This is a genomic window from Paenibacillus sp. RC334 (assembly GCF_030034735.1).
Classification (GTDB): Bacteria; Bacillota; Bacilli; order Paenibacillales; family Paenibacillaceae; genus Paenibacillus; species Paenibacillus terrae_A.
Genome location: NZ_CP125370.1, coordinates 4,280,320 through 4,293,894, shown reverse-complemented (window position 1 = coordinate 4,293,894; position 13,575 = coordinate 4,280,320). Strand labels below are relative to the sequence as shown.

Here is a 13,575-nt window from a genome sequence, read left to right as displayed (position 1 = left end):
AGAGACGAAGCCATGCGTCAAACCCCGAAAATGGACGGTTATCGAACTGCTGCACTTTTTTTCCCGGTAGCATTCAGGAGGCAACCAGCCTCACTCGTGAGAGTGATACGTTATTGCAGCATGTTGCAGCAGCTATGGACAAGCCGGGACGTGGCGCTTTGCCACGCAGATAGGGAAGGAGCCGAGAGGCTCCTTTTTCTTTTTCACTGCTTCGAATTGTTATAAAAATAGATCAAGCGGGTAATAACAAAGCGTGGTAGACAAATCAAAATTTGTCACAAACTTAACTTACAACTCATCTTTGAGGATAACCGGAAAGGAGATCTGAACGATATGAGTAAAATTGCGTTTTTGTTGGCCGACCAATTTGAGGATTCCGAAATGCAAGTGCCCTACGATGAATTAAAGAAAGCCGGACATGAGGCGGATATTATCGGGCTAAAACAAGGCGAAAAGGTGAACGGCAAGCAGGGAAAAGTAAGCTACACCATCGAAAAATCCATTGCGGATGTGGAGTCAAGTGACTATGATGCTGTCGTTATTCCCGGCGGATCATCCCCGGAAAATCTGCGTCTGGATGCGTATGTTCTAAAATTTGTGACTGAAATTAATGAAGCAAAGAAAACGATCGGCGCGATTTGCCACGGTCCGCAAATTTTGGCGAGCGCTGATTTGTTACAGGGACGGACGATTACAGCTTATCCTCCTTTGAAGGATGACTTAATTAATGCGGGTGCGCATTTTGAGGATCGCGAGGCGGTTGTGGACAGAAACTTTATTACGTCTCGTACACCTAAAGATGAGCCTGCTTTTGTGCGTGAGCTGTTGAAGGTACTGTAAATTCCACTGGAATTCATGCCTGTACAATCCCATTTTGAGGAGGATTTGATATGGAAAAGCAAATTCAGGCTTATTTTCGCACTGAAGATGAAGCTGAGGGCGCCAGATCTTCGCTGCAAGCCTATAGAACGGAGCATTTGGAAGTAGGTGCGCTGGATGATGCGCTCGGCAGGGACACGCGGGTATTAATCCCAATGTTACCCTATAACAACACTGGCACTGCTGGCGCGGCGATACCTGTCGCTGGGGCTTATAGTGAGAACATTATTCCAGAGGCGGAGAATGGCGAGGCTGACCGTGGCACTGCACGCAGGGATTTGAACGAAGACCGCAGCGGAACGACGGATCACGACACAGGCCTACTTCATGCGACAGACGTCTACATTAACGGTGATCAGGATGAATTACGGTATGTGTTATCTGCGAAGGTGAACGATGCTGACTACGATGAGGTTGTTCATAAGCTTCGTTCCAATCGCGGTTATGTAGCACAATTGGATTAAAGCTGAAAAAACTGTCACGGGTTTGTCGAAAAATTGAGGAATTCAGATGTTATAGAACGGCTGTAATACAATTGTAATATTCGAAACATCATTCCTTAATATTCGTTGTTTATAATAACAGCATGACCCCCTTTTGATATATCTTTTGAACCTGCGGACCGTTTCCGCAGGTTATTTTCTTTTTATAGGACTTATTTGTCTTATTGTGAAGGGAATGTCTTGACTTTGTCGAAGCGGTTCTTTAAAATCATAAAATAATGAAAAATGATTTGATGACGGGACCAAGTACTCCGAACCCACAAGCGCAGAGAGGAATTTCCAGGCTGTAAAAATTCCCTTGATGAGCGGACGAATGACTTCCCCGAGAACAGACGGCGAACAATTGAGGCATACACGCTTAGAGTACATGGTAATTGTACCAAACAGGCGATGATCCTGCATAATAGCCGTACTGCGCGTTACGGGCGTTATACGTATGAGCGGAGTCAGCGCAATGCTGACGGGCACTGAGCGTTTTTTACGCTGGTTGTCCAGGCAAACTCCGGAATGTGGGTGGTACCACGGGTGATTCGTAAACGACAATCTCTCGTCCCTGTTAATTTAACAGGGCGAGGGATTTTTTGTTTTATATTGAAACAAGAAATACACAGACGGGGGGATATGTTAATGGCCTTTCAAAAACCGACGGGAACGCAGGATTTGCTGCCGGGCAATGTAGAAAGATGGCAAGTTGTCGAGGAAAAAGCCCGCGAAATTAGCCGCCGCTTTAATTATCGTGAAATCCGTACACCGATGTTCGAGCAAACGAATTTGTTCGTTCGGGGTGTGGGTGAAACAACGGATGTGGTGGAAAAGGAAATGTACACCTTTGAGGATAAAGGAAAACGTAGTATGACTTTACGTCCGGAAGGGACAGCAGGCGTGGTTCGCTCCTATGTGGAGAACAAGCTGTATGGGGAGCCGGATGTAACGAAGCTGTATTATATCGGTCCAATGTTCCGCTATGAGCGTCCACAGGCTGGACGTCAGCGCCAGTTCCACCAATTCGGTATTGAAGCTTTAGGTGCGGTAGATCCTGCACTGGACGCAGAGGTTATCGCTTTCGGGTATCAGTTCTGCCGTGAGTTGGGCTTGAAGGGGGTAAAGGTAGAGATTAACTCAGTCGGCAATGCAGCAAGTCGTGCAGCTTACCGTCAGCATCTGGTAGATTTCCTGTTGCCGATCAAGGATACATTGACCAAGGAGAGCCAAGCGCGTATTGAGCGTAACCCGTTGCGAGTGCTGGATAGCAAGGATGACCAGGACAAATTTGGCGGTGCGCCTTCCATTTTGGATAGCTTGGACGAGGAATCAAGCACGCATTTTGAGAAGGTAAAGCAAAATTTGGACGCCATGGGCGTGGAATATACAGTCAACCCGCGATTGGTACGGGGGCTGGATTACTATACGTTGACCGCGTTCGAATTTAAAGCCGAAGGAATTGGAGCCATTGACACCATCGGTGGAGGCGGACGCTACAACGGATTGGTTGGCGATCTGGGCGGACCGGATCAGCCGGGTATAGGCTTCGGCATCGGACTGGAGCGGATTCAGCTAATCTTGGAGCATCAGGGTGTCGAACTGAACGAAGCCAAGCCGCTGGATGTCTATATGGTGGCGTTGGGTGAAGCGGCAGAAACGGAAGTGACCAGACAGCTGTTCAAGCTGCGCCAAGCCGGATTTGCCGCAGAGCGAGATTATCTGGGTCGCAAAATGAAGGCACAGATGAAATCGGCAGATCGTTTTAAAGCACGATATACTGCGATTTTGGGCGAGGATGAGCTGGTACGCGGTGAAATTGCACTGAAAAACATGGAAACTGGCGAGCAGCGTACCGTCAAGCTGGATCAACTGGTGGAAGAGCTAGGTTAAAATCCAGAGTAACATTCAGTCGGGTGGAACTTCCTTCGGCTGGTCAGATAGCATCAACTACTAAAACATAAACAGGAGTGTGTATTATGAAAAGGAGTCATCAATGCGGCGCATTAACCCATGCGCACATCGGAGAAACAGTTACATTGAACGGCTGGGTACAAACCCGTCGTGACCTGGGAGGCGTACTTTTTATCGACCTGCGTGACCGCAGCGGGATTGTACAAATCGTGTTTAACCCGGCATATTCCGGTGACGCGCTGCAAATCGCGGACCGTGTTCGTAGTGAATACGTGCTGGAGGTTACCGGTACCGTCGTCAAGCGGGATGCAGAAACCATTAACGCGAACCTGCCTACTGGTGAAATTGAAGTACGTATTACGGAAATTGAAGTATTGAATGCAGCCAAAACACCTCCATTCTTCATTGAGGATGGCGTGGAAGTAGACGAGTCGCTGCGTTTGAAATACCGTTATCTGGACCTGCGTCGTCCTGAGATGCACCAGACGCTGAGACTGCGTTCCAAAGCAGCAAAAGTATTCCGTGACTTCCTGGACGGAGAAGATTTCATCGAAGTGGAAACACCGATTTTGACGAAAAGCTCGCCGGAGGGTGCTCGTGACTATTTGGTGCCAAGCCGTGTGCATGAGGGCGAGTTCTTTGCATTGCCGCAATCGCCGCAAATTTACAAGCAATTGCTAATGGTGGGTGGCGTAGAGCGCTACTACCAAATTGCACGTTGTTTCCGTGATGAAGACTTGCGTGCTGACCGTCAGCCTGAATTTACCCAGGTCGACATTGAGACCTCCTTCATGCAACAGGATGACTTGTTGCCTATGATGGAGAAGCTTATGGTCAAACTGTTCAAAGAGACGATTGGTGTCGAACTCGAAACACCGTTCCAACGGATTACACATGCAGATGCGATAGACAAGTACGGCTCTGACAAGCCGGATCTGCGTTTTGGCCTTGAGTTAATTAATGTCAATGATATCGTGGCAAGCAGCGGCGTGAAGGTATTTGCTTCTGTAATCGAAAAGGGCGGCGAGGTTAAAGTCCTCAATGCTAAGGGCTGTGGCACATGGAGCCGTAAGGACATTGATGATCTGGGTCCTTATGCTGCACGTTATGGTGCCAAAGGTCTGGCTTGGATTCAAGTGAAAGAAGGCGAATTCAAGGGGCCTATCGTTAAATTCTTTACACCGGAAGAAATCGAAGCTCTGCGAGAGCGTACAGGAGCCGAAGAAGGCGACTTGCTGCTCTTCTCTGCGGATAACAAAAAAGTAGTCGCTGATGTATTGGGCGCGCTTCGTCTGAAAATTGGCCGTCAACTGGGTCTGATCGACGACAACGTATACAAATTTGCATGGGTTGTAGACTTCCCGCTGCTCGGCTATGACGAAGAACAAAAACGTTATGTGGCGGAACACCATCCGTTCACACGTCCGAAGGACGAAGACCTTGCCCTCTTGGATACAGACCCGGGTCAAGTTCGTGCCCAGGCTTATGACATCGTGCTGAACGGCTACGAAGTGGGCGGCGGCTCGATGCGGATCCATAAACGTGATGTTCAGGAAAAAATGTTCAATGCTCTCCGCCTGTCGCCGGAAGAAGTTAAAGATAAATTCGGCTACCTGTTGAATGCGTTCGAATATGGTGCTCCTCCACATGGAGGTATAGCCTTCGGTTTTGACCGTCTTGTAATGCTGCTTGCAGGCCGTACAAACCTGCGTGAAACGATTGCATTCCCGAAAACAGCCAGTGCGACAGACCTGCTTATGGATGCACCATCCGAAGTGGATCAAGCTCAATTGGAGCAGCTTCATATCCGTCTTGCTCCGAAGCCAGTTGCTCCTAAAGCTTAAGACGAACATTTGATTCTATAAGTGCCTTACTTGGGCCTGTGAATAGCGAAGAAAAATGCCATGAACCCGTTACCCTCTTATGGATAATGGGTTCGTGGTTTGTATGCATGGAGTTCAAGCATAGTGTCTAAATCAGTGAGGGAGGATATATACCATATGCTGCATCAATTTTCAAGAACAGAGCTGGCCATCGGGACTGAGGGGCTAGAGGTTATGAAAAATAGCACGGTAGCCGTGCTAGGTATCGGTGGTGTCGGCTCCATTGCAGTGGAAGCGCTGGCGCGTACGGGTGTTGGACGCATCATTTTGATTGATAAGGATGTCGTGGATATTACTAATATTAACCGCCAAATTCATGCCCTGACGACAACGGTAGGCCAAAAAAAGGCTGATCTGATGGTAGAGCGCGTGAAGCTGATTAATCCTGAATGTGAAGCGATTGCACTGAACATGTTTTATACGGAAGAAACGTATGAGGAGCTGTTCAAGTACGATCTGGATTATGTGCTGGATGCCTCGGATACGATTATTTACAAAATTCATTTGATCAAGGAATGTCTGAAGCGGGGCATTCCGATGATCTCCAGTATGGGCGCGGCCAATAAAATGGACCCAAGCCGTTTTCAGGTGGCGGATATCTCCCAAACGAAAATGGACCCAATTGCCCGTGTAATCCGCACCAAGCTGCGTAAGGAAGGCATTACAAAAGGTGTCAAGGTCGTATTTTCGGATGAGGAACCGATGAAGCCGCGTGAAGAGATTACGAAAAAAATCGTACCTGCGAACGCACCCGAAATCCGGAAGGCGAAGCAGCCGCCTGCGAGTAATGCTTTTGTACCTCCCGTGGCAGGATTGATCATGGTCAGTGTGGCTGTCAAGGATTTGTTAAACAACGCTGGCGTGTAAGTCTGAAATTAGTAGGTACAGATCGAACAACTTGCTGGAGGGTTTTGGTATGAAGGGTGGACTATTGTCCAGAAGTCTCGGTTTCAAACCCGAGCATCATTGGAAAAAGGAAGTGGCTGCTGGTGCCATTTCCTATTTTTCCGTTGTATATATTGTAATGGTCAATGCGACCATTTTGGCAGATGCCGGGATTCCATTACAAGGGGCAATGCTGGGTACACTGCTCACGTCGATTATCGGCTGCCTGCTTATGGCCTTTGGCGGAAAGTCCCCAATGGTTGTGGTACCAGGGATGGGGATTAATGCCTTTTTCACTTATACGCTCGTACACTCTATGAAGCTGAGCTGGCAGGAAGCATTGATGGTGGTCACCATTACAGGCATTTTATTCGCCGTTGTTGCATTTACGTCCTTGTACAAGCTGATTAGCCAGGCGATTCCCCATAATTTGCAGCACGGAATTACGGTAGGAATTGGTTTGTTTTTGACCTTTATCGGATTGCAAAAAAGTGGCATCGTGATTGCTCACCAAACGACTTTTGTCGCTATCGGCCATTTTAATGATCCAAAGGTAATCACGGCTTGTGTAACATTGCTGCTCGCTATTGTGCTGTTTGTGCGCAACGTGCAGGGAGGACTGCTGATTAGTATTTTGGCAGGAACAGGGCTTGCTTACGTGCTGGGAGCTGTAGAACCGACAAGCGGGGTGCGAACCTCTGAAACAGTGCGGCAGTATGGGCAATTGTTTGGTGAGCTATCCTTTTCAGGCATCGTTTCGGTAGCCTTCTGGATCGCTGTTTTTCTGCTACTGCTGATTGTTCTGTTCGAAAACATTGGGATGATTGCAGCGCAGACCAACATGATCGGAAGACCGGACACGTTCAAGAACAGCCTGCGAGTGTTAGCGGTAACCAATATTTTTGCCGGTATTTTAGGGAGCAGTCCGGCAGTAGCGGCTGCGGAATCGACGGCTGGTATTGCAGCAGGAGGTCGCTCAGGGGCGACGCCGCTGGTAACTGCCATTTTATTCGGGGCAACCTTCTTTTTTATTCCGTTGCTAGCTTACATTCCGGATAGTGCCATTGCACCCGTGCTCATCATCATTGGCGGTCTGATGGTGCAAAATGTGCGTGAAATGGATTTTAGTGATTTTACCGAGGCGTTTCCTGCATTTCTGATCATGGTGATGATGCCTTTTACTTATAGCATTGTAGACGGGATGGCATTTGGTTTTATTGCATATCCCGTAGCCAAACTTGCAGCAGGGCGCGGCAAGGAAGTGCCTGTCGCATTGTATATCATTTCCGTGCTATTTGTGGCTAACTTTGTGCTTCATTCTCTGGTGTAGTAAACTCAAATTTAGGCTGTACTGTTCATACCCGCGCAGAGCGCGGGTGTTGTTGTTTGGACAAGAATGGTCAGACAGGAAGTGAGGTTGATGGTTTATGGAAAAGGAGCACAATCTACAGCAAGATGAACAGCAGAACCGAATGAAGGAAAAGCCGGATAAAAAACCCGATAAGGCTGGCATGGGCCGATTTGTCAAATTGATTGCAAGCGCACATCCTCCCAAGGCCATTCTCATGATCGCCCTGATTCTGACTCTGATTCAGACGACTGCCGGTTTAATTGTACCGCTGATGACCAAGGGACTGATCGATGGTTTGACCTTTTCTTCATTGAACAGAATGGTCATTTTTGGCCTGCTAGGGGCCTTTGTGCTTCAGGCTGTGGCTTCAGCGGTTTCCATTTATATGTTGAACTATGCCGGACATAAAATTGTAGCTAATTTACGTAAACGCTTATGGCATAAAATTTTGTCTCTTCCCATTCCGTATTTTGACCGGAATCGTTCCGGGGATACGATGAGTCGTGTCACCAATGATACAAGTCTGATTATGAACCTGATTACGGAGTATCTTGTGAATCTGATTTCTAACGTAATTGCCATTATTGGCGGTATTGCCTTGCTTTTTTATCTGGATTGGGTCATGACACTCATTATTATGGCTATCGTTCCATTAACAGCGCTGATTTTATTTCCCGTGGGCAGGAAAATGTACCGTATCTCCAAAAAGCAGCAGGATGAGATGGCTGATCTGACCTCGGTGCTGAGTCAGGTTATCGGAGAAATCAGGCTGGTAAAGGCGTACGGAACCGAAAGCAGAGAGGCACAGGCTGGGGAGGATCGGATTTACCGGATGTTCCGCTTTGGTTTGCAAGAGTCCCGTATTTTGGCCCTTGTAGGTCCAATTTCTACCTTCTTGCTGACCGCTGTACTGGTTATTATTTTGGGTGTAGGTGGTGTTCGCGTCGCATCGGGTGTGCTGACCGCAGGGGATTTGGTAGCTTTTATTTTGCTACTGTTTCAGGTGATTACACCGATGGCCCAGTTCACGACCTTGTATTCACGTCTGCAAAAGGTGGTGGGAGCCACGGAACGAATTCAGACGATTTTGGATCATGAAGAGGAACCGCTGGAATTGAAGCAGGAAGCGACAAAAGAGAGCAGGGATATCGTGCTGCGTGATATTGCCTTTTCCTATACCGAAGGTGAAGAGGTTCTTCATCATGCCAGCTTGGTCATTCCGGCTAACCGGACAACTGCATTTGTCGGACCGAGCGGGAGCGGCAAGTCCACTCTGTTTTCGTTGCTAGAGCGTTTTTATATACCAGATACAGGAGAGATTCGTTATGGAGACGAACCGATATCATTGTATACATTATCCTCCTGGCGCTCCAAAATCGGCTATGTGTCCCAGGAAAGCTCGATGATGACCGGAACGGTCAGAGATAACATCACGTATGGCTTGGGACGGGAAGCTGATCTGGAGGAAGTGAGACAAGCAGCCACGATGGCGTATGCGGATGCATTTATTATGGATTTACCGCAAGGATATGAGACTGAGGTGGGTGAGCGGGGGATGAAGCTCTCCGGTGGGCAACGTCAACGGATTGCCATTGCTCGTGCGCTTCTGCGTAGCCCGGATATTCTTATGCTGGACGAGGCTACATCCAGTCTGGACAGCTCTTCCGAACATGAGGTGCAGAAAGCGCTGGCAAATCTGATGGAAGGCCGTACGACCATTGTTATCGCTCACCGTTTGTCTACTGTGGTTCATTCCGATCAGATTATCGTGTTAGACAAGGGGAAGGTGACCGGTGCAGGAACCCATGCGGAGCTGATTGAGTCCCATGAAGTGTACCGAGAGCTGGCTCAGAAGCAGTTTGTGGAAGTGTGAGGGAGAGGAGTATGGAGCGCGTTTGAGGCCGCTTCGCGTGTGATTTGATCCTCCGATCGCTGTTGCCTCTGAATTCCTCTGATTGTAATAAGACAGAAGGTTGGAATTCAGAGGCAAAGGCGAACGCTCCGCTTCTTCGGATTCAAATCACCCGCTTCGCTGGTGCCGCAAGGGTCCATACTTTATGTGAAGGGCAGGGGAAGTTCAAGGGCTAAGATCAAGATCCAAGAACAAGAGCATAAGAGCCAAGGGCAAGGATTTTTCATATAGAAATGGGCGTATTAGGAAATAAGGTTGGATTTTTTGGGTTTAATGTGTTACGCTTACTTTCCTTTTTTTGTGTCGGAGCAAATGAATGGGATACAGAAATCGAGACTTGATATTCTTAGGAGGTAACTGAAATGGAGAACGGGTTTCAAAGTGCCTATCAAGAAGAACAGCACAGGCTGTCGCTTGCTATGGAGGAAATTGATCGCAGATTGGAACGGCTTCGCAATACGCCAGTGTACACGGGACATGATTTTACGGAGCAGGTGCTGGAATCCGGGCGGGAGGAAAAACGCCAGGCTTTGGCAAAAAGTGCGCAGGAGCCTTATTTTGGACGCATGGATTTTGACGAACGTGGCAGGGGACAGCGTAAGCCGCTCTACATCGGCAAAATCGGAGTGGAGCGCGAGGAAGCGTCTGCGTATCCGCTTGTGATTGATTGGCGCGCTCCGATTGCCAGCTTGTTTTATTCTTTTACAGGCGGTGAAGAAACCGCGTCCTACGAAGCTCCTGAGGGAACGATTGAGGGCTTGGTGTATTTAAAGCGCAACGTTGTCATTCGTAAAAGAATACTGGAACGGGTAGCCGATACGTACAACCGTGAAAGCAACGAGCCTGCGGTTTCTGATGAATTTCTCGTCTATCGTCTGGGAGAGAACAAGGATAATCGATTGCGGGATATCGTATCTACGATTCAGGCAGAGCAGGATCAAATCATTCGTGCCGCTAAAAATACAGCCCTCGTCATTCAAGGGGTAGCGGGTAGTGGCAAGACGACGGTAGCGCTGCATCGTCTCGCATTTTTGCTGTATCAATACAAGGAGCAAGTATCGGCGGACAAGATGGTTATTTTTGCACCGAACCATATGTTTCTCGATTATATTTCAGATGTACTTCCAGAGCTGGGGGTCGGAAATATTCAGCAAAGTACATTTGCGGACTGGGCACTTAACCTGTTGGGTCTGGATTTACCTATAGCAGATCCTGCTGAAACGTTAGCTTATTGGTTTGAAAGCGGCAGCCTCAGAACGGAATCTATGGATGAGGCGCCGGGGCGATTCAAAGGTTCGATTCACTTCATGAAGCTGCTTCAAGCTTTTGTGGAACGGCTGGAGCCTGTCTCGGTGCCGGAGGGAGATTTTTCACCATGGGATGGGGCGGTGCTCCCGCGAGCCGAGATTTTGAACTGGTTCAATGAGGAATACAAGCCCTATCCGCTTGCAAAGCGAAAAGAACGCGTGCTTGCAAGAGTCCATCGCTGGATTGAAATGGAGCTGAAAAAGTCGCCCTCGGCGGTTGCGCTCAAGGAACGCAAGAAAAAAACGGGACCCCGGGAAAAGGCATATGCTAAAAAATGGCCCCAATACGACGCGCTGACGCTTTACAAGCAGCTTTTTCAGGCAGCAAAAGGATTACCCGCAGACACGGCTGCGGAGCTGAAGGCTTCTTTGCCTGCTGCTATTTTTAAGACCACACAGTCGGATCTGCGTAAACAGGTTATCCGCGAAGAGGATCTTACTGCGTTGGTATATCTTCACGTGCTGATTCATGAGGTAGAATCGTCTCAACGTTTTGACCATGTAGTCATTGATGAAGCGCAGGATTTTTCACCTTTTCATATCGCACTATTGGATTTGTTCGTTAAAGGGCATTCATTCACGATATTGGGTGATCTGTCGCAGGGTATTCACGAATACCGTGGCGTACATGCCTGGGAAGAAATGAGTTCTCTTTTTGCGCCGGAACATACGGGGTATTTTGCACTTACCCGAAGCTACAGATCTACGCTGGAGATTATAGAGTTTGCAAATACGATTTTGGAGCAGGGGGTTCGCGGCGGCATTGCGGCCGTTCCGGTATTCCGTAGCGGCGATCCGGTGCGCACACTGCCATACGGTACATCGGGGCGTGAACAGAGTTTGCTGACCGCTCTGCAAGAGCTTTCTTCCAAGGAATATCGCACTGTATCTGTGCTGACGCGTACCTTGAAGGAGGCAGTGGAGCTGCATGAGGCTTTTACGAATGCAGGATTAGATGTGAATCTGATTGACGGCGGTAAAAAGCAATACGAAGGCGGATTGTCCGTTCTACCTGTGTACCTGTCCAAAGGGCTGGAGTTCGACGCAGTCATTGTAGCGGATGCCGACCGAGAACATTATGGAGAGCTGGCATGGGATGCCAAGCTGCTGTATGTGGGCTGTACCCGTGCGCTGCATGAGCTGTGGCTGTTACATGAGGGTACTCTTCCAAGTTATGTACAGGAACAGGTGAAGTAAGGAAAGGGTATTTTAAATTAGCGTCTAAGTGGATGCGTAGTAACTGCTTAAGCTACCATAATGGTGAACATCATGGGAGTCATATGTCATATCAGTAATAAGAACAGCCACGAAATTCATCTTTCGTTCGGCTGTTCTTTCTTTTGCTTGCCAGGTTGCAGGTATGTAAATATATAGCCATGCCGTGACTGTGCTATCTGCAACTTGTCTGCGGGTATGGTAGAATAAAAGGCGGTTCATACCGTTTTTAGGATAATAGATCGCTTGAAATTTCAAGGTTTCAACCGCATGAGCGAACGCGATGTATATGGACCCCACAGGGGTAGAGTGTTCCCTCATATCACCATAAGGAAGTGAATGAAATGGACTTATTTTCATATTCCCAAGAGTCGACGCCAAGCAATCGGTTGCTTGCTGACCGACTGCGTCCGACTTCGCTGGACGAATATATTGGACAGGAGCATGTCGTCGGTCCGGGCAAGCTACTGCGAAGAGCTATAGAGGCAGACCAGGTTTCTTCCATCCTCCTGTACGGGCCGCCGGGATGTGGCAAGACGACGCTGGCGCATATTATTTCACAACACACGCAAGGCGAATTTGTCCGCCTGAATGCAGTGGAAGCGTCAGTGAAGGACGTGAGGGAAGTCATTGACCGTGCACAAACGAATAAATCGATGTACGGCAAAAAGACGATCCTGTTTCTCGATGAGGTACATCGTTTCAACAGCTCGCGCCAGGATGCACTGCTGCCTGCGGTGGAAAAGGGTACGATCGTGTTTATCGGCGCCACAACCGAAAACCCCTTTCACTATGTAAACGGCGCCTTGCTAAGCCGTTCTACGTTATTTCAGCTCGAATCGCTGACGCAGGAGCATTCGCTGGCAGCCATGCGCCGTGCCTTGGGTGATGCGGACAAGGGGCTCGGCTATATGCAGCTTCAGGTGGACGAAGCTGCGCTGGATCACATCGCGTCCATGGCGAACGGCGATATCCGTCGCGCCTTGAACGCGCTGGAACTGGCGGCGCTCACGACGCCTCCGCTGGCAGACGGCACGATTCACGTGACGCTGGAAGTCGCGGAGGAATCCATTCGCCGCCCGATTGTCAAGGCAGACGAGTCCACGCAGTATGACGTGCTGTCCGCCTTTCACAAAAGCATTCGCGGCTCCAGCGACGCGGCGCTGTTCTGGTTTCTGTACGCTGTGGAGAAGCTCGGCATGAACCCGATGACCTTTCTCCGCCGTCTTATCGCAGCGAGCAGCGAGGATATTGGCCTGGCAAATCCGCAGGCGATGGTGCAGGCAGTGAGTGCGCTTGAAGCCTATCGCAATAACGGCTGGCCGGAGGCCAAGCTGAACATCGCGCAGGCTATTTTATTCGCCGTGGAGAGTCCGAAATCGAATGCTGTATATACGGCGATTTCACGGGCCATGTCGGCTATGGACGACATCAAATCTGCTGAGGTGCCGCTGCATTTGCGAGATGCACATTACAAAGGCTCGGAGAAGCTCGGTCATGTCGGTTATCAATATCCGCACAATTATCCGAACCATTATGTGAAACAGCAATATTTGCCTGATTTGATAGCAGACCGGACCTTTTACCAGGCTACAGAGCAGGGGAATGAGTCGAAAATCAGACAAAACCAGCAGTGGCGGGATTCACAGTCGTAAAATATATGTAGCAGACGGATATACGTAGTGTGTAAGATCAGGTTCAGCCGCTGTTATGGTTACACCATGAATACTGCAAGAGTGAAGAAGGG

General features: G+C 48.9%; 9 protein-coding genes. All 9 read left to right on the top strand.

What is annotated here, in order from left to right; all coding sequences use genetic code 11:
• Nucleotides 1-333 precede the first annotated feature (333 nt).
• Nucleotides 334-840: a type 1 glutamine amidotransferase domain-containing protein gene (locus tag QMK20_RS19665; RefSeq protein WP_283652972.1), complete on the top strand. Its 507-nt coding sequence runs from the start codon at nucleotides 334-336 to the stop codon at nucleotides 838-840.
• A gap of 50 nt (nucleotides 841-890) precedes the next feature.
• Nucleotides 891-1,343 carry a hypothetical protein gene (locus QMK20_RS19660; RefSeq protein ID WP_283652971.1) on the top strand — a complete coding sequence of 151 codons (453 nt, stop codon included), beginning with the start codon at nucleotides 891-893 and terminating at the stop codon, nucleotides 1,341-1,343.
• A gap of 666 nt (nucleotides 1,344-2,009) precedes the next feature.
• The gene (gene hisS / locus QMK20_RS19655; protein ID WP_283652970.1) at nucleotides 2,010-3,254 is read left to right on the top strand and encodes a histidine--tRNA ligase; all 1,245 of its coding nucleotides are present in this window, start codon (nucleotides 2,010-2,012) and stop codon (nucleotides 3,252-3,254) included.
• Nucleotides 3,255-3,340: 86 nt separating this feature from the next.
• Nucleotides 3,341-5,119 carry an aspartate--tRNA ligase gene (aspS, locus tag QMK20_RS19650; RefSeq protein WP_283652969.1) on the top strand — a complete coding sequence of 593 codons (1,779 nt, stop codon included), beginning with the start codon at nucleotides 3,341-3,343 and terminating at the stop codon, nucleotides 5,117-5,119.
• A gap of 156 nt (nucleotides 5,120-5,275) precedes the next feature.
• The gene (locus tag QMK20_RS19645) at nucleotides 5,276-6,025 is read left to right on the top strand and encodes a tRNA threonylcarbamoyladenosine dehydratase (protein ID WP_014282962.1); all 750 of its coding nucleotides are present in this window, start codon (nucleotides 5,276-5,278) and stop codon (nucleotides 6,023-6,025) included.
• Nucleotides 6,026-6,074: 49 nt separating this feature from the next.
• A complete protein-coding gene (locus QMK20_RS19640; RefSeq protein WP_283652968.1) occupies nucleotides 6,075-7,373 on the top strand; it encodes an NCS2 family permease in 1,299 nt (432 codons plus the stop codon).
• A gap of 97 nt (nucleotides 7,374-7,470) precedes the next feature.
• A complete protein-coding gene (locus tag QMK20_RS19635; protein ID WP_283652967.1) occupies nucleotides 7,471-9,267 on the top strand; it encodes an ABC transporter ATP-binding protein in 1,797 nt (598 codons plus the stop codon).
• A gap of 401 nt (nucleotides 9,268-9,668) precedes the next feature.
• Nucleotides 9,669-11,810 carry a HelD family protein gene (locus QMK20_RS19630; RefSeq protein ID WP_283652966.1) on the top strand — a complete coding sequence of 714 codons (2,142 nt, stop codon included), beginning with the start codon at nucleotides 9,669-9,671 and terminating at the stop codon, nucleotides 11,808-11,810.
• A gap of 362 nt (nucleotides 11,811-12,172) precedes the next feature.
• A complete protein-coding gene (locus QMK20_RS19625) occupies nucleotides 12,173-13,483 on the top strand; it encodes a replication-associated recombination protein A (RefSeq protein ID WP_283652965.1) in 1,311 nt (436 codons plus the stop codon).
• Nucleotides 13,484-13,575 lie beyond the last annotated feature (92 nt).

Coding starts and splice junctions, on each gene's coding strand:
- QMK20_RS19660 (WP_283652971.1), top strand. CDS start 891: ATGGAAAAGCAAATTCAGGCTTATTTTCGCACTGAAGATGAAGCTGAG.
- aspS (WP_283652969.1), top strand. CDS start 3,341: ATGAAAAGGAGTCATCAATGCGGCGCATTAACCCATGCGCACATCGGA.
- QMK20_RS19665 (WP_283652972.1), top strand. CDS start 334: ATGAGTAAAATTGCGTTTTTGTTGGCCGACCAATTTGAGGATTCCGAA.
- QMK20_RS19635 (WP_283652967.1), top strand. CDS start 7,471: ATGGAAAAGGAGCACAATCTACAGCAAGATGAACAGCAGAACCGAATG.
- QMK20_RS19630 (WP_283652966.1), top strand. CDS start 9,669: ATGGAGAACGGGTTTCAAAGTGCCTATCAAGAAGAACAGCACAGGCTG.
- QMK20_RS19640 (WP_283652968.1), top strand. CDS start 6,075: ATGAAGGGTGGACTATTGTCCAGAAGTCTCGGTTTCAAACCCGAGCAT.
- QMK20_RS19645 (WP_014282962.1), top strand. CDS start 5,276: ATGCTGCATCAATTTTCAAGAACAGAGCTGGCCATCGGGACTGAGGGG.
- QMK20_RS19625 (WP_283652965.1), top strand. CDS start 12,173: ATGGACTTATTTTCATATTCCCAAGAGTCGACGCCAAGCAATCGGTTG.
- hisS (WP_283652970.1), top strand. CDS start 2,010: ATGGCCTTTCAAAAACCGACGGGAACGCAGGATTTGCTGCCGGGCAAT.